Genomic DNA, 19,454 nt, shown 5'->3' on the forward strand with positions numbered 1-19,454 from the left:
GCCTTTTCAGTTCGACGCACGGTAAAGCCCGTGCGCATCGATGTAGGCCAGGACCGCGTCAGGCACCAGGAAACGTACCGACTTCCCGCTGGCCAGCAGTTGACGGATCTGGGTGGCGGACACCGCAAGCGGGGTCTGCCAGACGAATGCAATATTCCCGTTCGGCCCGGTCAGGGCCAAGGGGTCACTTACCGACCGCGCGGCCAGCAGGTTGCGCAAGGCATCCGGCGGTTCGCTGTCGGCATCCGGGCGTTGCAGAACCAGGATGTGGCAATGCTGGAGGAGTTCCTCCCAGCGATGCCAAGAGGGCAGGCCGCAAAAAGCGTCCCAGCCCAGAAGCAAAAACAACTGGTCATCTGCGGCCAACTCGGCACGCATCAGCTCCAGGGTGTCAACAGTGTAGGACGGTTTGTCGCGCTTGAGCTCGCGGTCGTCCACCACCAGCGGCGCTATGCCTTCCACCGCCAGGCGCACCATCTCCAGGCGTTGCTGCGGCGACACCTGCGGCGTATCGCGATGAGGCGGCCGCGCGTTGGGCATCACGCGCAGCTCGTCCAGCGCGAGGGCATCCGCGACTTCCAGGGCACTGCGCAAATGGCCGATGTGCACGGGGTCGAAGGTACCGCCGAGCAGCCCGATGCGTTTACCCATCAAGTGCGCACATGACCGTCGCCGAACACCACGTACTTCTCGCTGGTCAGGCCTTCCAGCCCGACCGGGCCACGGGCGTGAAGCTTGTCGGTGGAAATCCCGATCTCCGCGCCCAGGCCGTATTCGAAGCCGTCGGCAAAACGCGTCGAGGCGTTGATCATCACCGAAGCGGAATCCACTTCGTTGAGGAAGCGCCGCGCATCGCTGAAATGCTCGGAGACGATGGCGTCGGTGTGCTTGGAGCCGTAGGTGTTGATGTGCTCGATGGCTTCGTCGAGGTCATCGACGATCTTGATCGACAGGATCGGCGCGGTGTATTCGGTGTACCAGTCCAGCTCGGTCGCCTCGATCACGTCCGCGCCCAGCAGCGCACGGGTGCGCTCGCAACCGCGCAGTTCAACGCCCTTGTCGCGGTAGATGGCAGCCAGCGGCGGTAGCACGCGCTCGGCAATGCCGACGTGCACCAGCAGGGTTTCCATGGTGTTGCATGGGGCGTAGCGGTGGGTCTTGGCGTTGTCGGCGATGCGGATCGCCTTGTCGATGTCGGCGGCGATGTCGATGTACACGTGGCACACGCCGTCCAGGTGCTTGATCACAGGCACCTTGGCATCGCGGCTGACGCGTTCGATCAGGCTCTTGCCACCGCGCGGGACGATCACGTCGACGAATTCCGGCATGGTGATCAGCGCGCCCACGGCGGCGCGGTCGGTGGTTTCCACCACTTGCACCACTTCGGCGGGCAACTCGGCCACGGCCAGGCCCTGCTGGATGCAGGCCGCGATGGCACGGTTGGAATTGATCGCCTCGGAACCGCCGCGCAGGATGGTGGCATTGCCGGACTTGAGGCACAGGCTTGCGGCGTCGATGGTCACGTTCGGACGCGACTCATAAATGATGCCGATCACGCCCAGGGGCACGCGCATCTTGCCGACCTGGATGCCGGACGGCAGGTAACGCATGTCGCGGATTTCACCGATGAGGTCAGGCAGCTTGGCCACCTGACGCAGGCCTTCGATCATGTCGTCGATACGTGTCGGGGTCAGTGCCAGGCGGTCCAGCAGCGCCGGCTCCAGGCCATTGGCGCGGCCATTGGCAAGGTCCAGTTCGTTGGCGGCGCCGAGCTCGGAGCGCGAAGCATCCAGAGCATCGGCGGCGGCCAGCAGGGCACGGTTCTTCTGCGCAGTGCTCGCACGGGCGATCAACCGCGAGGCCTGACGGGCAGCGCGACCCAGGCGGGTCATGTAGTCAAGAACGGACTCAGTCATGGTCAGGGAGTCTTGGCAGGGAGGAAAGCGGCAGATTATAGCTGTGACGCCGCCCGACTGACAGCGGTGAGGGGCGGATGGTCGAAATGAACTGTAAAAACCTGGGGTTCAGCGGTAATTAAGGCGGGAGTTGTTATGATTCCGTCACATTTAGCCGTATTTACCCTGACCGCCATGCCCAGTTCATCACCCCGACTCCCCGCCAGCGCCCTGCCCGACTGCTTCTTCGACCGTGACGCGCAAATGCTTGCGCAGGAACTGCTCGGGAAAGTCATCCGCCACCGCGTCGGCGAAACCTGGCTTTCGGCGCGAATTATCGAAACCGAAGCCTATTACGTGGCGGAAAAAGGCAGTCACGCTTCATTGGGCTACACAGAAAAGCGTAAGGCTTTGTTTCTGGATGGCGGGCATATCTACATGTACTACGCCCGCGGTGGCGATTCGCTGAACTTCAGCGCCCATGGGCCAGGCAATGCCGTGTTGATCAAATCGGCCTATCCATGGGTCGATGAATTATCCGGCCCGGCGAGCCTGGCGCAGATGTTGTTGAACAACCCGAACCCCGACGGCAGCCCCCGCACCTCACAAAAACTGTGCGCCGGCCAGACCCTGCTGTGTAAGGCCCTGGGGTTGAAAGTGCCGGCATGGGATGCCAAGCGCTTCGATCAGGAACGGCTCTACGTGGAGGATGTGGGGCAGACCCCGGCCCAGATCATCCAGACCACCCGCCTGGGAATCCCCAGCGGCCGCGATGAATACCTGATGTACCGCTTCGTCGATGCTGGCTACGCGCCTTATTGCACGCGGAACCCGCTGCGCCGGGGCCAGGTCGAAGGCCGCGATTATTTTTTGATTTGAGCAGGGAGTGGATTGTATGAGCCAATGGCTCGATAGCATTACCGGCTGGTTGACCCTGAACCCCGAATGGCTGGCGGTCGCGGTGTTTATCGTCGCCTGTGTGGAGTGCCTGGCTATCGCCGGGCTGATCGTGCCGGGCACGGTATTGTTGTTTGCCATTGCCGCCCTCGCCGGCAGCGGCGCGCTGTCACTGAGCGAAACCCTGTTGCTGGGTTTCCTCGGCGGCTTGCTGGGCGACGGGGTTTCCTACTACCTGGGGCGACATTTCCACCAGAACATCCGGCGCTTGCCTGGCTTGCGTCATCACCCTGAATGGATGAACGGCGCCGAAACCTACTTCCACAAGTACGGCATTGCCAGCCTGCTGGTCGGGCGCTTCATCGGCCCGCTGCGGCCCATGCTGCCAATGGTGGCAGGCATGTGCGACATGCCCTTCCCGCGTTTTGCGATGGTCAGCATCGTGGCGGCGGCGGGCTGGTCGGTGGCGTATCTGCTGCCAGGCTGGGCAACCGGCGCCGCGTTCCGCCTGCCATTGCCGGAGGGTTTCTGGCCTGAAGCGGGGGTGGTAGCCGCCTGTATCGCGGTGGTGGTGGGCCTGAGCTTGAACAGCAGCCTGCGCGGCCATCGGCGTGCCACCCTATGGATCGGTTGCGCCAGCCTGACGATGTTGATCGCCTTGTTTATCGGCTACCCCCATCTCAACGATTTTGACCAGGGCCTGAGCGCCCTGGTGCAGGAACACCGCAGCGCCTGGCTGGACGAAGTGATGGTGCGCATCACCCAACTGGGCGAGTTCAAGAAGATGTTCGTCGCCAGCGCCGTGTTTACCGGCTTGCTGCTAGTGGCTCGACAATGGCGCCATGCGCTGTTTGTCGGCGCGACCCTCGCCGGTGCGGCAGTGATCAACACCGGGACCAAGCTGTTTTTCGCCCGTGGCCGCCCGGAAATCCTCACAGACCCACTGACCAGTTTCAGCATGCCCAGCGGCCATGCATCCGGCGCGTTTGCGTTTTTCCTGGCCCTGGCGGTCCTGGCCGGGCGCGGGCAACCCATCCGGCTACGCCTGACCTGGATGTTGCTGGGCTGCATTCCCGCCGCGTTCATTGCGTTGTCGCGGGTCTACCTCGGCGCGCATTGGCCCTCGGACATCCTGGCCGGCACGCTGCTGGCGATGACGGTATGTGCGTTCAGCCTGGGGGTCAGCCAGTACCGCAGCCCGCTACCGGCGATGCCGCAAAAAGCCTGGTGGCTGTTGCTGCCAGCATTGGTGGCGGTGCTCAGCTTCATCGCCCTCACCGGCACGCCCCACGCGCTGCTGCGTTACGCCTATTAAGTGAACAGCTCGCCCTGCAACTCATCGAGCAGCATCTGGATCGCATCCAGGCGCTGCTGCGGGTCATCGAGTTGCAACAGATCGATCTTGTCGGCCTCGGTGAAGGGCAGCAGATACGCCAGCTGATTGCCCAAGGCTTGCTGACCGTCGGCGTGGGCGTCCATGTCCAGCGAGGCCACCATCGGGTGCTCGGCCAACGCCTGGAGCAATGCCAGCAGGTCGGCGTCCTCTTCTTCCAGCGGTTGGTCCGGCAGTTCTTCGAGCCACTGCACATCGGCCACCAGCAGTTGGTCTTTCTGCACGCCGGCGTCGCGCACCCGGAACCGGCGACCACCTTCGACACGAATCCCCAGCAGGCCATTGTCCTGCTGCTTGAAGTCGCGAATCAGCGCTTCACAGCCGATCAGCGCGTAACCGTCCGGGGCCAGGCCCACTTCCTTGCCGTCGAGGATGCACACCACGCCGAAGCTTTCGCCCTTTTTCATGCAGCGGGCGACCATATCCAGATAGCGCGCCTCGAACAGTTGCAGGTCGAGGGTGCAGCCTGGGAACAGCACGGTATTGAGCGGGAACAGCGCCAGACTCATAAAGGTTTCCTTAACCCTGGTTTAAACGATCACCGACACAGCCAGCGGCAGGAACACTGCCGTGGCCACGCCCATCAGACTCATGGCCAGCGCCGCAAAGGCGCCGCACTCTTCGCTTTCCTGCAACGCCACCGAGGTGCCGACCGCGTGGGCGGTCATGCCCAGGGCCATGCCTCGCGCCTCAGGGCTGTGCACGCCCAGGCGCGACAGGTACGCCGGGCCGATCATCGCGCCGATCACCCCGGTGATCAGTACAAACACCGCCGCCAATGCCGCCACACCACCGATCTGCTCGGCCACCAGCATGGCGATCGGTGAGGTCACCGACTTGGGCGCCATGGTCATCAACATCCTATGTTCGGCGCCAAACCACCAGCCCAACAGTACACACAGGCCGGTGGCCAACACCCCGCCTATCACCAGCGTAGTAAAAATCGGCCAGAACAATTGGCGAATACGCCGCAGGTTCAAATAGAGCGGCACCGCCAGGGCCACCGTCGCCGGGCCCAACAGGATGCCCATGATCTCGGTGCTCTTGCGGTACTCGGCGTAGCTCAGGCCACAGCTGATCAGCACGCCGATCACCAGCAGCATGGAAACCAGCACCGGTTGCAGGAAAATCCAGCGGGTTTTCTCGAAACCGGCCAGTACCAGTTGATAGGCACCCAGGGTGATGCCAATGCCGAACAACGGGTGATGGATCACCGCCATCCAGGCGCCCTGCCAGTCGACGGTCATTGGTCCTTCTCCTTGCGCTTGACCATCTGCTGCATCAGTACGCCGACAAAGCCCATGGCAATCACCAGCGATAACACCAGCGCGCCGACGATGGCCCAGAAGTCCGCAGCGATGTCCTTGGCGTACACCATCACGCCCACCGCCGGCGGCACCAGCAGCAACGGCAGGTAACGCAACAGGCTGCTGGCGGCCAGGCTCAATGGCTCGCCGACCTCGCCGCGCCAGACCAGAAAACCCAGCATCAGCAGCAGCCCGATGATCGGCCCCGGCAGCACCGGCACCAGCAAATGATTGATCGCGGTGCCGATCAATTGAAACAGCACCAGCCAGGTCAGGCCCCGTAACAGCATCCGTTCTTCCCCCTCGAAACTCGCCCGCATTATAAGCATGCCCGCCCTATGCATCGGCATTCGCCAAAAGCATGGTGGGTTGACCGGGCCGATTGGCCATGATGATCTACATTGGTTCTCTGTAACCCATAAAAAACACGCCCTGCAGGGCGGCAAAAATGATGAACCAAGGAGAGACGCAATGCCCTATGTACCCGTAGCGCAGCTCAAAGACTATGTCGGCAAGGAACTGGGACGTTCCGAATGGCTCACTATCGACCAGGCACGCATCAACCTGTTCGCCGAGGCAACGGGCGATCATCAGTTCATCCACGTCGACCCGGTCAAGGCCGCGCAAACCCCGTTCGGCAGCACCATCGCCCACGGTTTCCTGTCGCTGTCGCTGATGCCCAAGCTGATGGAAGACATTCTGATCATGCCCGAAGGCCTGAAGATGGCGGTCAACTATGGCCTCGACAGCGTGCGCTTCATCCAGCCGGTGAAGGTCAATTCCAAGGTGCGCCTGAACGTGACCCTGACCGATGTCACCGAGAAGAAGCCAGGCCAGTGGCTGTTCAAGGCCACCGCCACCCTGGAAATCGAAGGCCAGGAAAAACCGGCTTACATTGCCGAGTCGTTGTCACTCTGCTTCGTATAAGGCCGTGCCTGTGGTGGGGAAATAAACCTCACCACAGGGTATGTAAATTTATGTATGAAACTCGCAGCTGCGGCATACTCGGCGCTCAATTATCCGGATCCCGCTATGCGCCCACTCGCTCCCCTCGCCCTTGCCCTGTTGCTCACCGCTTGCGGAGACGGCGAATCGCTGTTGCCGCCCGATGCGCGCCTGCCCGATGGCGGCCGCTACCGGGGTGATGTGGTCGATGGCTTGCTGCAGGGCCAGGGCCGCGTGGACTACCCCAATGGCAGTTGGTACGCCGGCCAGTTCGACAAGGGCCAGTGGCACGGCCAGGGCGAATGGCATGGCAGCAACGGCGAAGTCTATAAAGGCCAGTTCCAGCAAGGCCTGTTCGATGGCCAGGGCAGCCTGACCACGGCGGGCAGCCACTATGTGGGCGGCTTCAAGAATGGTCGACGCAACGGCGAAGGCACCCTCAAAGAGGGGCAGATGACCTACCGCGGCGAATTCAAGAACGACCAGTATTCCGGCCTCGGTCGCCTGGAGCTGGCGGACGGCAGCCAGTACCAGGGCCAGTTCGCCCACGGCAAACCGAATGGCGAAGGCCAGCGCAACGACGACAGCGGCAACCAGTTCAGCGGCCATTTCGTCGATGGCCAATTGGAAGGCAACGGCACCTTCAACAGCGCCGATGGCGACATCTATGTCGGCCAGTTCAAGCAGAACCAACTCAACGGCAAGGGCCGCTACGAGAACGCCGACGGCGATGTGTGGATCGGCCAGTTCAAGGAAGGCGCGCTCAGCGGCAAGGGCGAGTTGATAGGTGTGGATGGCAGCCACTACGTCGGCCAGTTCGCTGATTGGCGCTTTACCGGCGAAGGCCGCCTGAACCTCACCGACGGTAGCTTCTATATCGGCGGTTTCGACAGCGACAGCTATCAAGGCAAAGGCACCCTGGTGCTCACCGATGGCACCGTGCAGGCCGGCACCTGGGTCAATGGCATGCGTGTACGTGATGCCGACGGCAAACTGCTGCCCGACCCATTGGAAATCGGCGTGCTGGCCCAAGGCCGCCTGCTGGATGCTGCCCTCGCCGCCGTGCCCGCCTCCACCCCCGCCGTGGAGCTGTACACCCTGGCTGTGGCTGGCGACGGTAAACAAAGCGTGTTCCTGCGCGAAGCCGATTACGTCAGCAACATGCTCGCCACCCGCTTCGGCGCACGCGGGCAGATTCGCCTGGTCAACCACCGCGATCACATCACCGACCGCCCCCTGGCCACCCGCGAAAGCTTGCGTCGCGCCGTGCAAACCCTGGCCGAGCGCACCGGCCCGGAAGACCTGGTGTTCATCTACATGACCAGCCACGGCACCCACGAACACGAACTGGTGCTGGACCAACCGCGCATGGAGCTGGCCGACCTGCCAGCTGATGAGCTGGCGGCCGTGCTGGCGCCGCTGAAGAACCGCGACAAGATCGTGGTGATTTCGGCCTGCTACTCCGGCGGATTCATCCCGGCCCTGAAGGATGAGCACACGCTGATCATGACCGCCTCCCGGGCCGACCGCGTGTCTTTCGGCTGCTCCGAGGAAGCCGACTTCACCTACTTCGGCGACGCCCTCTTCGCCCAAGCCCTCAACCAGACCGACGACTTGCAGCAAGCCTTCAAGCTGGCGCAACTGCATGTGGCCGAACGCGAACAGGCGGACAACTTCGAAGCCTCCGAACCGCAGATCTGGGCCCCCAAGGGTGTGATCGCCCATTGGCAATTATTACGCAAACAGCAGGCACGAAAGGCGCTGGAAAGCGTCTCAATGAATAGCAAGGAAGCCAAAGGCAACTAAGCTGTAACGTGTAACAAGGGGGAAACACCATGTACCTGACGCCTCAGCATATCTTGCTCGCCGGAGCCACCGGCCTTACCGGCGAACACCTGCTCGACCGCCTGCTCAACGAACCCACCGTGACCCGCGTGCTCGCACCCAGCCGCAAGCCGCTGGCCGAACACCCGCATTTGGAAAACCCGGTGGGCGACCCAGCGGTGTTCTTGCCGCAACTGAGCGGCCGGGTGGATATCGCCTTCTGCTGCCTGGGCACCACCATCAAACAAGCCGGTTCCGAAGCCGCCTTTCGCGCGGTTGACCTGGACATGGTCGTGGCCTTCGCCAAGCGCGCGCGGGAAATGGGCGCACGGCACCTGATCGTGATCAGCGCAATCGGCGCCGACCCGAAATCCTCGGTGTTCTACAACCGGGTCAAGGGGGAAATGGAACAAGCCTTGAGGGCGCAGGACTGGCCACAACTGACTATCGTGCGGCCATCGTTGTTGCTGGGAGAACGCTTGGAACCGCGCCTGGCGGAGCAACTGGCAGGGCCGCTGTCGCGGTTGATCCCGGGCAAATACCGCGGCATTGAAGTGTGCGAACTGGCCCGCGCCATGTGGCGCCTGGCGCTGGAAGAACAGGATGGGGTGCGGGTGGTGGAGTCGGACGAGTTGCGCAAGCTAGGCAAGTAGTTTTGTGGTGAACAGAAGGGCGTCATCGCAGGCAAGCCAGCTCCCACATTTGGAATGCGTTCCCTGTGGGAGCCGGGCTTGCCCGCGATGAGGCCAGCACAGCCACTTGTCATTTAAAGACCACCCGTAGCGTTGAAGCCAACGCCAAGTACCGTCAACACCGACAGCGGCAACAACAAAGTATCGAGCACCGCACTCGCCGGCAGATCCACCCCAGGATAACTCGGCGCCTCGGCACCAAACCTGTCCTTGGCGCAGCAGCCGCCATTCATTGCATACAAATCCAACCGCGTGCCGGCATACACCACCGGCGCACCCGGTTGCGCCGCGTCCAACGTACGCGCGGTGGCGCAGCCCGTCAGTTGCAGCGCCAGCAGGACCAACAGCGCCTTATTCATCGCTGCTCAAATGGTGCTCGCCCCAACGTGGCAGCATGTCCTGGGGAATGTTCAACAGGTTGAGAATGCGCGCCACCACAAAGTCGACCAGGTCATCGATGGTCTGCGGCTGGTGATAGAAACCCGGCGAGGCCGGCAGAATGGTCACGCCCATGTTCGACAACTTGAGCATGTGTTCCAGGTGAATACTGGAGTAAGGCGCCTCACGGGGCACCAGAATCAACTGGCGGCGCTCTTTCAAGGTCACGTCCGCCGCCCGTTCGATCAGGTTGTTGCAGGCCCCCGTGGCAATCGCCGACAAGGTGCCCGTGGAACACGGCACCACCACCATCGCCGCTGGCGCGCCGGAGCCGGACGCCACCGGCGACATCCAGTCCTCTTTGCCGTAGACCTTGATCTGCCCCGCCGCCGCACCGGTGTACTCGGTGAGGAACGCCTGCATGGTCTGCACCTTGGGTGGCAGCGCCACGTCGGTCTCGGTGGCCATCACCAACTGCGCGGCCTTGGAGATCAGGAAGTGCACCTCGCGGTCTTCACGTACCAGACAGTCCAACAGGCGCAAGCCATAGGGCGCGCCAGATGCGCCGGTCATCGCCAGGGTGACGCGCTCCGGCCCGCTCATTTCAGCGCCTCGGCCAGCTTGCCATGCAGGCCGCCAAAGCCGCCGTTGCTCATGACCACCACATGGGTGCCCGGCTTCGCTTGATGCTTGACGTGTTCAATGATGCCTTCGATGGAGTCGCAGACGATGGACGGCACCGTGCACAGGGCTGCAATTGCCGGCAGGTCCCAGCCGAGGTTGGCCGGTGCGTACCAGACCACCTGGTCGGCGTCGTTGACGCTTTCCGGCAGGCCGTCGCGGTGTGCACCAAGCTTCATCGAGTTGGAGCGCGGCTCGACAATCGCAATGATCGGCGCATCGCCGACGCGCTTGCGCAGGCCATCCAGGGTGGTGGCAATCGCCGTAGGGTGGTGGGCAAAGTCGTCGTAGATGGTAATCCCATTCACATCGGCGACTTTTTCCATACGCCGCTTCACACTCTTGAACGCACTCAATGCGGCAATGCCCATGGACGGCACCACGCCTACATGCCGCGCAGCCGCCAGGGTCACCAAGGCGTTGGCAGCGTTATGCTGGCCGGTCATGTCCCACTCGACGATGCCCTGGGCTTCACCTTCGAACAGCACTTCAAAGCGCGAACCATCTTCACTGAGTAACTTGACCTGCCACTGCCCGCCCGCGCCGGTGGTTTGTACCGGGGTCCAGCAACCCATCTCGATCACGCGCTGCAAGGCCGGCTCGGTGGTGGGGTGGATCACCAGGCCTTCGCTGGGAATGGTCCGCACCAAGTGGTGGAACTGGCGCTCGATGGCCGCCAGGTCAGGGAAGATGTCGGCGTGATCGAACTCGAGGTTGTTCAAGATCGCGGTGCGCGGGCGGTAGTGAACGAACTTGGAGCGTTTGTCGAAGAAGGCGCTGTCGTATTCATCCGCCTCGATCACGAAGAACGGCGTGTCGCCCAGGCGGGCCGACACCGAGAAGTTCTGCGGCACGCCGCCGATCAGGAAACCCGGGCTCATGCCCGCGTGCTCCAGCACCCAGGCCAGCATGCTACTGGTGGTGGTCTTGCCGTGGGTGCCGGCGACCGCCAATACCCAACGGCCTTGCAATACATGGTCGGCCAGCCACTGCGGGCCAGACACATAAGGCAAACCTTTATTAAGGACGTATTCGACCGCCGGGTTGCCACGGGACATGGCATTGCCGATCACCACGAGGTCCGGGACCGGGTCGAATTGCGCCGTGTCGTAGCCTTGGGTCAGCTCGATACCCTGGGCCTCGAGTTGCGTACTCATGGGCGGATAGACGTTGGCGTCGGAGCCGGTGACGTGATGGCCCAGTTCTTTGGCCAGAACCGCCATCGAGCCCATGAATGTGCCGCAAATACCGAGAATATGAATGTGCATAGTCGACCTCGTAAAACATCGAGGCAGGTTAGCGCAGGGACGGGGAAATCGCACTCTTTAGGTGAGCCGCCCACGCTATGCGGCGGCTTGCCTATGCCGTGTCGACACCTGCGTCAGCGCGTCACGTATGGCAGCTATTTTTTCTCAATTGTGTTCAGTCGATCCGCAACGTCCCCGTTGCCTTGACTCACGGAGTCTTCGTGTTTGTACGGTTTGAAGAAAACCTCATAAGCCTGTGCAAGATCAATGGTGAGTTCCTCAAGCAACTCCACGAAAGCCTCCAACTGATCGACGGCCTGCAGCGGTTCGCTGGACCATTTCGGGATGTCCACCACAACACCCGGCATCAATTGCAAAAACAACTTACCCAACTCACTGGCGCCCTGCGTTGCAGCGTCGACGCGAGCTCGAAGGGCAGGGTCAACGGGTTCAACTGCCGGGCCCAGGTCTGCAACCTCTACGTCGCCGGGGTTAATACCGCCGTCAGGAGCAGCAGGACGCTCATAGTGGTTTTGAAGAGCTTTTTGCACCTAAATGACAGCTGCCACAATGCCAGCATCGGTCACCGCTTCCATTGCCCAGCGCTTGACCTGACCGACAAAAGCGCAAGCAGAGGACTGGACAAAGTCCTTCAATGGCGCACCGTATGGCGTTTGGGTCGCAGGGTCGAAGGCATACCATTTTCCGTTGCGCTCCACGGCAACGACGGGAACCGCATCGCTATTAGCGCCCAACGGCCTGTAGAGGCCTTGGACCCCGCCTTTTAACCCCGGAATAAAAAAGCCAAACACATCCAGCACTAAATTGAAAAAGCCTTCAGCGGGCCTGCCCTTAATAAAACTTTCAACCGCACTGTAGAAAGGAATCAGGCTTAAAAAGAACGCCTTGACGGCCTGTGAGCGCGCGCTTTCCCGCTCTTGCTCTGTGCTGCCATTGGCCGTTGCTTTCGCCTCATCCAAACCTCGCGTGAAATAAGCACCGACAGCGACTGACAGTTCATCGGTTTTAGACGAGAAAAAAGTCGTCGGCGGGGCGAGATGCTCTCCGGGTATACCGGCCTCCAACGATTTGGAGGTATAGATACGATAGGCGGAAAAGTCCACCGGGTCGTTTTTCGGCGATGTACTACCGACTGCCTGCCACAGGATAGTGACCGGTGGTGCTTTACCGCCCGGCGAATCAGGCAGCGACATGGAGAAGTACAAACGAGAGCCTGGAAACTGCAGGCCGGGCCTGGAAGGGTCGGCATCCTTGATGATTCGGCCCTGCGCTGGTGAATACAGATAATGACAAACCTTCCCATCACGTTCAGCCCTGATAAGTACCGCGCCGCTGCCTATATACGCTTGAATTTTATGATCGGCGCTGACAGGGCCCTGATTGGCACTGGGCGTCTGGAGAGAGAATGTCGTGACCTTGCCGTATTCAATCAGCCGCCGATCTTCGAGCGGGAGCAATGAGAGTTGATACTTAAACTGCGCGGCAAAACCGTCCTTGAGCCCTTGGATGTATTTGTCGAAGCTTTCATCAAACTGCTGCTTGATGTTTGGCAACTTCGGAAAACCCAAATTCACTTTCTCGGTATTGAAGTCAGGGTGGCTGGATATCCAGAAGTGCTTATCCAGATCACCTGACATGTAAGTATCCAGCAGCGAATAGGCTTTTCGGCCGGGCGACCCCGGCGGAACATTCGCCAGCAGCTTCTGCTCAAAAAAAGCTTCATTTTCGACGCCATACACGCGCCGCAGCTCAACGAGCGCCAACTCTCGCCGGGTTGGCATCGACGTGGACAGCGCATCAACGGAATCAGCCAAGGTTTTATACTGTGCTTGCATGGCCTTCAATGCGCTTTCGACTTCCTCGGGGGTGTACGCATCATCGCTTTTTTCAACAATAATGCCGTTGGCAATGCCCCAGTCGATAACGGCCGTCATCTGAGCGAGTTGTTGCTGACGCTTTTCAAGCTCCGAAACAGGCGCTTTCTCATCGAGTTCCATGATCTGCGCATAGGTTTTCGCATGCGTTGATCCCGGGTGACTCGCCTCTTGGCGAGCCACCGCTGCACTGAAGGAGGCCCATTGGTGGGAACCATACACCAGCGCCGAGGGCAGATCGTTTACCCGAAACTCGGGGGCAGACACCGACAACAGTTGAAAGGCGATGATTTTGGCATTGGCTTCGCCGAACCGGGTGGCCAGACGCTCTTCAAAACCCGTGACAATTTGCGCAGCGCTGAAGCCCCAATTACCTGGCTGACGCAACGAGTACCCTGCCAGATTATTACGCTCCAGGCCTCCTGCCGAATCCACATCCAACAATAGCGCGCTAAGCAGTACTTCCTGCAGGCTGGTAGCCGTGGATACTGCGTCGATGCTGTCCTGGAGCAACCTGGCCAACGCCATGCCTTCTGGAGAACCGAGAATGGCTTTAAGGATTTTTCAGGTTCCCCCTTACCAGACCGTAAAGGTTCAGGAAGGGTAAGCCGCAAGAATTCGATTAGGCTCGGCATACCGCTGGCTTCATCAGTTTTCGCTTTCGGTTGAGCGGCTTTCCAAGTGGCAACTACCTGGCGTAATTTGGCTTGGGCGTCAGCCGCCAAAGGGACTTCTTTAGTGAGTAGCCCGCCATAATCAGCCGTTTGTGGGGACTCGGCACTGCGTCGATATCGTGAGGAGGGGGGAAAGTTATGGATTTATCTGGAGGAGTTGCACCGTTAAATTTGTTATCTATCGGCGAATCGGTTTGAGGATAAAGCGATATAGAACGTGATGAATCCAGATAGTTGGAAATCATGGCGACATTCTCGAAAGCTATTGCGCGCGACGGGGCAATCTTTCATAAAAGCCTGTCACAGAGACTCCATTCAGCGCCAGGCTTACTACCAATAACCGTCTACTCAACCTTCCCTTTCGACGTTGTAAAATCAACATTCACTGCAAAAGCCAACAACGATATTTTGCGCATACCCGCTCATTCTTTACTCGCGCGCTTTTCCATTTTCAGCAAGATACCAGCCTGTGCCTTACTCACCCTGGCTATTCGTTCTTCGAGTGTATTCATGCGACTTTCCAGTCCGTCAACCCCACAGGCAGCGGGTTCAGCAGCCAGATAAGGTTTGAAGAAAACTTCATATTGATCGGCAACGTCCTTCGTATGTTGTTCAGCGAAGTCCAACAGGTTCTCAAGTTGGCTCATGCGCTCCAGCGGATCTTTCGACCAGTTTTGATCCGGCAAAAAACCCGTTTCGGTATCCCCAAACTTGAGCACCATCGACTGATTGGCCACCGTGAACGCAAGCACCTGAGCCTCATTCATTCTCGAATAGAGCTTATTGAGGTCAGTGGTCACTGGCGCCTCTGGACGCTCGACCACAGACTTACCGCTGGGCGTCGGCGGAATCATGGGTTGAGGCAGATACGACGCCTTGATTTGTTCAGAAGCGGCGGTAGACCCGGCATATGCCCCAATGTTAATTGGCGCGGACACTATCCCTGTTATCCCGGCACTGATCGCCGCATCGCGCGCGACATGCGCCACAGATGGCGACGATGGAATCACACCAGACTTGACCATTTTTTCGGCATTCATCATCCGGGTCGTGGCTTCCGCAATCGTCATTTTAGGCGTAGCAGCGGGCGCAGGGACTTTGTTCTTCCAATCGAGGATCTTTTGGTTGATTTTGGGCGGAAGCAGTTGCACATGAGGCTCGTTATTGCCCTTGACGGCGCTGGACTGATCCCTTGCTACCTTGCCGTTCTTATCGAGCAGCCTTCCAGTGCGATCAATCAGAAAGCCTTCTCGATTGACGCGCTTTCCATCCCTATCCACCAAGTGACCCTCAGCGCTGACCAAGCGACCCGAGTGATCGATCAAGCGGCCCTGGGGGTCGACGAGCTGATTTTTCTCATTGACAAGCTTGCCTTGGGCATTGATCAAATGCCCCTTTTCATTGATCAGGCGGCCCTTGTTATCGACCGCTTGACCGTTATTATTAACCCGTTGCCCATGTTCATTGATCCGCTGGTTATTCGAATTAATCAGATGGCCTTGTTTATTAATCGCCTGCCCTTTGTCATTGAGCAACTGACCTTGCTTATTGACCAGCCGCCCCTCCTTATTATAATAACTGCCTGAAGGCGCGTAATGCGGAACCACTTTAGACGGCCCCGGCAGACGTTTAGATACGTTAACCGCGGGTGGTTTGATTGTCGGCATATAGCCACCTCATCATGAACAGACATTAAATCCAATAGCGAAACCTTATGGCTTCTGTTCATTACGTGGTCACCGGTAAAAAATAGTTCCTTCCGGCCTGCACCCATCACTGCCTATTAGATAAAGCGCCCCACCCGAGCCTAAAGACCGCCATAAAAACTTCAGAGCACGTTCACATTAACTAGATACCACCGCACGCCGTTGAATTTTATATTTGCGCAACTTCCTATAAAGAGTATTACGACTTATTCCCAGCGCTTGCGCCGTGCACGTCATATGCCAGTGCTGTTGCTCCAATGCCGCCAGCAACGTCTGGCGCTCGGCATTATTGAGGAGTGACTCGTTGGCGTGTTGAACAGGGGTGTATTGCACCATATCAGGCAGATCCAACAACCCTATCCACCCGTCATCGCTGAGTGCCACCAGTGTGCGCAATACCGTGCGCAACTGACGGACATTGCCCGGCCAGGCGAAGGCCAGCAATGCCTCGCGCGCTGCGGGCTCCACACTGACCGATTGCTCACCGGCCTCCTCCCTCAGCAGGAAGTCCAGCAATTGCGACTTGTCGCTGCGTTCACGTAACGCCGGCAAGCCAATTTCCAGGCCGTTAAGTCGGTAATACAGGTCTTCGCGGAAGCTGCCAGCCCGCACGCGCTCACACAAGTTTCGGTGCGTCGCGCTGATAATCCGGACATCCACGGCTTGAGGCTCGCCGCCGATGGGGACCACTAGGCGATCCTCCAGTACCCTTAAAAGACGGGTCTGCAAAGCCAGTGGCATATCACCGATTTCGTCAAGGAAGAGTGTGCCACCGTCGGCCTGTTGGAGCTTGCCGCGCATGCCATCCTTGAGGGCACCGGTGAAACTGCCCCCACGATAGCCGAATAACTCGCTTTCAATCAGGCTTTCCGGAATGGCCGCGCAATTGAGCGCTACAAACGCTTTACCGGCGCGCTGACTGGCGTGGTGCACAGCTTTGGCGAAGGCTTCTTTACCGGAGCCGGTCTCGCCATTGATGAGCAGTGGCACATCACGCTCAAATACCCGCAGCGCTTTGCGAAAATCATTTTGCATCGCCGAATCGCCCAGGCAAATGCTGGGCAGCCGTGAAGGCTCAGGCTGGGCGATGGGGGCTGACGCGCTGCGCGCTTGCCCACGCAAAGCGGCGAACAGATGCCGGCCATCCCGCGTGCGCAAGGGCCAACTGGCCGTGGCATTCGCACTGGCGCGGCCGAGCAATTGATCCAGGGAGCAATCGAAAAATGCCTCTACTGGCTGCCCCAACAACCCGTCACGCCGTTGCCCCAACAAGTTCAACGCACTCTGGTTGACCGCACAGATGCGCCCTTCCCCATCAAACGCCAGCAACCCTTCGCTGAACAACCCCACCGACTCCGCCTGCAGATGAAAACGCAGCAGCCAATGGTTTTCGAAATGACGCAGGAAGTAACAACTCTCGATCATCTTCGCCGACAGATTGACCAGCGCCATAGTGTGGAACTGGCTCTGACGCGATACCGCTTCCCGTGCGGATGACACATCCAGCACAGCCAGCAGATCGCCATGGGGATCGAACACCGGGCTCGCCGAACAGGTCAGCCCGGTATGCCGGCCACGGAAGTGTTCGTCACGATGAATGGTCAGGGATTGGCGCTCCACCAGGCAGGTGCCGATGCCATTGGTGCCTTCGCACGCTTCACTCCAATCGGCACCGAGCCACAGCCCGGCGCGTTCGAAGATCTTGCGCTCTGATGGCGCGGTGACACAGTTGAGGATCACGCCTCGCGCATCGGTCAACAGCACCGCATGCCCGGCGCCGGACAGCTGCTGGTGCAGGCTGTTCATCTCACTGCCGGCGATGTGCAGCACCTGTTGCAGCCGCTCGCGGCTTTCCAGCAAACGGCCGTGTTCAAGCACGGTGGGGGCGATGGTTTGCGCAGGGTCGAGGTGGTAGTCCTCCAGGCAGCGCAGCCAGGAGCGGGCGATGGAGGGATCGCTGGACGGGTCGCGGCCATGCGCCACGGTGAGCACTTGCTGGGCATGGCGACTGAAATGATCGTTGTGCATTTCTTATTATTCTCCCTGCGTGAGAACCCCCAGCATCCCCCAGCCATCCAGGCAATGCAATCCCGGGCCGACCCGCCGGTCACAGGCTGTACCGTTTATGGCACAAACTGTCACTCGGGCTGTATCGACCCTGCCACAGCAACGCCTTGCAACAATGCCCAACCCCTTGATTTAGCTGGCTCACACAGCAGTGGCCCAACCTTTGCTCTACGCTTATCAAGCGCTCGCTGCGCTGCGCTCCCAATAAACATAAAAGCCAGGAGATACCCACCATGCGTTACGCACACCCCGGTACTGAAGGCGCCATCGTTTCGTTCAAGGCCAAGTACGGCAACTACATCGGTGGCGAGTTCGTTGCGCCGGTCGATGGCAACTATTTCACCAACACTTCGCCGGTCAACGGCAAGCCAATCGCCGAATTCCCGCGCTCTACGGCCAAAGACATCGACAAAGCCCTGGACGCCGCCCACGCCGCCGCCGACGCCTGGGGCAAGACCTCGGCCCAGGACCGTTCGCTGGTCCTGTTGAAAATCGCCGACCGCATCGAACAGAACCTCGAACTGCTGGCCATCACCGAAACCTGGGACAACGGCAAGGCCGTGCGTGAAACCCTCAACGCCGACATCCCGCTGGCCGCCGACCACTTCCGTTACTTCGCCGGCTGCATCCGCGCCCAGGAAGGCACCAGCGCCGAAATCAACGAACACACCGCGTCCTATCACTTCCATGAACCGCTGGGCGTGGTCGGCCAGATCATCCCGTGGAACTTCCCGATCCTGATGGCTGCGTGGAAACTCGCGCCGGCCCTGGCCGCCGGTAACTGCGTGGTGCTCAAACCCGCCGAGCAAACCCCGCTGGGCATCACCGTGCTGCTGGAGGTGATCGGTGACCTGTTGCCACCTGGCGTGTTGAACGTGGTTCAAGGTTTCGGCAAAGAAGCTGGCGAAGCCCTGGCCACCAGCAAACGCATCGCCAAGATTGCCTTCACCGGCTCCACGCCCGTGGGCGCGCACATCATGCATGCGGCGGCCGAGAACATCATTCCGTCCACGGTTGAGCTGGGCGGCAAGTCGCCGAACATCTTCTTCGCCGACATCATGAAAGCCGAACCGTCCTTTATTGAAAAGGCCGCCGAAGGCCTGGTGCTGGCGTTCTTCAACCAGGGCGAAGTGTGCACCTGCCCTTCCCGCGCGCTGGTGGAAGAGTCGATCTACGACGACTTCATGAAAGTAGTGATGAAGAAAATCGAGTCGATCAAACGCGGCGACCCGCTGGACACCGACACCATGGTCGGCGCCCAGGCGTCCGAGCAGCAGTTCGACAAGATCCTGTCCTATCTGGAAATCGCCAAGGGCGAAGGCGCACAACTGCTCACCGGCGGCAAGGTCGAGAAGCTGACCGGCGACATGGCCGGCGGCTATTACATCCAGCCGACCCTGCTCAAGGGCACCAACGAAATGCGCGTGTTCCAGGAAGAAATCTTCGGCCCGGTGGTGAGCATCACCACCTTCAAGGACGAAGCTGAAGCCCTGGCGATTGCCAACGACACCGAGTTCGGCCTGGGCGCCGGCGTGTGGACCCGCGATATCAACCGCGCCTACCGCATGGGCCGCGCGATCAAGGCGGGTCGTGTGTGGACCAACTGCTACCACCTGTACCCGGCCCATGCCGCGTTCGGTGGCTACAAGAAGTCCGGCGTTGGGCGTGAAACCCACAAGATGATGCTGGATCACTACCAGCAGACTAAAAACTTGCTGGTGAGTTACGACATTAATCCTCTTGGGTTCTTCTAACTGACAACCCGCTCTCACAGTTGAAATGCAATTAAAAATGTGGGAGCGGGCTTGCTCGCTCCCACATTTAAATCTTCATAAGTACTTGCGAAGTGCATT

Annotated in this window: 18 protein-coding genes; 6 read left to right on the forward strand and 12 right to left on the reverse strand. The window is 59.9% G+C overall.

From position 1 onward, the window contains the following. Positions 1 to 6: 6 nt before the first annotated feature. Together nadD and M2497_RS27955 are read right to left on the reverse strand one after the other, a co-directional pair. Positions 7 to 651 (reverse strand): nicotinate-nucleotide adenylyltransferase, encoded by a 645-nt coding sequence (gene nadD / locus M2497_RS27950; RefSeq protein ID WP_122427405.1) that lies wholly within the window; start codon positions 649 to 651, stop codon positions 7 to 9. After that, positions 651 to 1,916 carry a glutamate-5-semialdehyde dehydrogenase gene (locus tag M2497_RS27955; protein WP_248484834.1) on the reverse strand — a complete coding sequence of 422 codons (1,266 nt, stop codon included), beginning with the start codon at positions 1,914 to 1,916 and terminating at the stop codon, positions 651 to 653. The genes nadD and M2497_RS27955 overlap by 1 nt, the downstream gene beginning before the upstream one ends. A 174-nt stretch (positions 1,917 to 2,090) precedes the next feature. On the opposite strand from M2497_RS27955, the gene M2497_RS27960 reads away from it, so the two are divergent. Then, positions 2,091 to 2,774, forward strand: a complete 684-nt coding sequence (locus M2497_RS27960; protein WP_248488266.1) for a DNA-3-methyladenine glycosylase — start codon at positions 2,091 to 2,093, stop codon at positions 2,772 to 2,774. Positions 2,775 to 2,790: 16 nt separating this feature from the next. Further along, the gene (locus M2497_RS27965) at positions 2,791 to 4,107 is read left to right on the forward strand and encodes a bifunctional DedA family/phosphatase PAP2 family protein (RefSeq protein ID WP_248484836.1); all 1,317 of its coding nucleotides are present in this window, start codon (positions 2,791 to 2,793) and stop codon (positions 4,105 to 4,107) included. Here M2497_RS27965 and M2497_RS27970 read toward each other — a convergent pair. The 3 genes from M2497_RS27970 to M2497_RS27980 are packed head-to-tail and all read right to left on the reverse strand — an operon-like array spanning position 4,104 to position 5,782. Continuing rightward, positions 4,104 to 4,694, reverse strand: a complete 591-nt coding sequence (locus M2497_RS27970; protein ID WP_058427778.1) for an LON peptidase substrate-binding domain-containing protein — start codon at positions 4,692 to 4,694, stop codon at positions 4,104 to 4,106. The genes M2497_RS27965 and M2497_RS27970 overlap by 4 nt on opposite strands. Positions 4,695 to 4,715: 21 nt before the next feature. Continuing rightward, positions 4,716 to 5,432 carry an LrgB family protein gene (locus M2497_RS27975; RefSeq protein WP_071493679.1) on the reverse strand — a complete coding sequence of 239 codons (717 nt, stop codon included), beginning with the start codon at positions 5,430 to 5,432 and terminating at the stop codon, positions 4,716 to 4,718. Beyond that, a complete protein-coding gene (locus M2497_RS27980) occupies positions 5,429 to 5,782 on the reverse strand; it encodes a CidA/LrgA family protein (protein WP_058427780.1) in 354 nt (117 codons plus the stop codon). Before M2497_RS27980 ends, M2497_RS27975 begins: the two co-directional genes overlap by 4 nt. Before the next feature lie 181 nt (positions 5,783 to 5,963). On the opposite strand from M2497_RS27980, the gene M2497_RS27985 reads away from it, so the two are divergent. The 3 genes from M2497_RS27985 (at position 5,964) to M2497_RS27995 (ending at position 8,914) form a co-directional block, all read left to right on the forward strand. Continuing rightward, the gene (locus tag M2497_RS27985; RefSeq protein ID WP_003194496.1) at positions 5,964 to 6,419 is read left to right on the forward strand and encodes a MaoC family dehydratase; all 456 of its coding nucleotides are present in this window, start codon (positions 5,964 to 5,966) and stop codon (positions 6,417 to 6,419) included. A gap of 105 nt (positions 6,420 to 6,524) precedes the next feature. Then, the gene (locus M2497_RS27990; protein WP_248484839.1) at positions 6,525 to 8,243 is read left to right on the forward strand and encodes a C13 family peptidase; all 1,719 of its coding nucleotides are present in this window, start codon (positions 6,525 to 6,527) and stop codon (positions 8,241 to 8,243) included. A 29-nt stretch (positions 8,244 to 8,272) separates the two neighbouring features. Beyond that, positions 8,273 to 8,914, forward strand: a complete 642-nt coding sequence (locus M2497_RS27995; protein WP_058427782.1) for an oxidoreductase — start codon at positions 8,273 to 8,275, stop codon at positions 8,912 to 8,914. Positions 8,915 to 9,027: 113 nt separating this feature from the next. Here M2497_RS27995 and M2497_RS28000 read toward each other — a convergent pair whose 3' ends face one another. The 7 genes from M2497_RS28000 to M2497_RS28030 all read right to left on the reverse strand — a co-directional run bounded on the left by M2497_RS28000 (position 9,028) and on the right by M2497_RS28030 (position 17,562). Next, on the reverse strand, positions 9,028 to 9,312 hold the full coding sequence (locus M2497_RS28000) for a YceK/YidQ family lipoprotein (protein WP_248484840.1): 285 nt from the start codon (positions 9,310 to 9,312) through the stop codon (positions 9,028 to 9,030). Then, positions 9,305 to 9,934: a flavin prenyltransferase UbiX gene (gene ubiX / locus M2497_RS28005; protein WP_028618086.1), complete on the reverse strand. Its 630-nt coding sequence runs from the start codon at positions 9,932 to 9,934 to the stop codon at positions 9,305 to 9,307. Before ubiX ends, M2497_RS28000 begins: the two co-directional genes overlap by 8 nt. Next, a complete protein-coding gene (gene mpl / locus M2497_RS28010; protein ID WP_248484842.1) occupies positions 9,931 to 11,280 on the reverse strand; it encodes a UDP-N-acetylmuramate:L-alanyl-gamma-D-glutamyl-meso-diaminopimelate ligase in 1,350 nt (449 codons plus the stop codon). The genes ubiX and mpl overlap by 4 nt, the downstream gene beginning before the upstream one ends. 134 nt (positions 11,281 to 11,414) lie before the next feature. Continuing rightward, the gene (locus M2497_RS28015) at positions 11,415 to 11,810 is read right to left on the reverse strand and encodes a hypothetical protein (protein WP_248484845.1); all 396 of its coding nucleotides are present in this window, start codon (positions 11,808 to 11,810) and stop codon (positions 11,415 to 11,417) included. Next, a complete protein-coding gene (locus M2497_RS28020; RefSeq protein WP_248484847.1) occupies positions 11,811 to 13,667 on the reverse strand; it encodes a hypothetical protein in 1,857 nt (618 codons plus the stop codon). Between the two features lie 583 nt (positions 13,668 to 14,250). After that, positions 14,251 to 15,495 (reverse strand): hypothetical protein, encoded by a 1,245-nt coding sequence (locus M2497_RS28025; protein WP_248484849.1) that lies wholly within the window; start codon positions 15,493 to 15,495, stop codon positions 14,251 to 14,253. Positions 15,496 to 15,672: 177 nt separating this feature from the next. Continuing rightward, complete coding sequence (locus tag M2497_RS28030) at positions 15,673 to 17,562, reverse strand: sigma-54-dependent Fis family transcriptional regulator (protein ID WP_248484851.1); 1,890 nt, start codon at positions 17,560 to 17,562, stop codon at positions 15,673 to 15,675. A gap of 272 nt (positions 17,563 to 17,834) precedes the next feature. On the opposite strand from M2497_RS28030, the gene M2497_RS28035 reads away from it, so the two are divergent. Further along, the gene (locus M2497_RS28035; protein WP_058424608.1) at positions 17,835 to 19,355 is read left to right on the forward strand and encodes an aldehyde dehydrogenase family protein; all 1,521 of its coding nucleotides are present in this window, start codon (positions 17,835 to 17,837) and stop codon (positions 19,353 to 19,355) included. Positions 19,356 to 19,454: the final 99 nt, after the last annotated feature.

The organism is Pseudomonas sp. CYM-20-01, assembly GCF_023169845.1.
GTDB classification, from domain to species: Bacteria; Pseudomonadota; Gammaproteobacteria; order Pseudomonadales; family Pseudomonadaceae; genus Aquipseudomonas; species Aquipseudomonas azotoformans.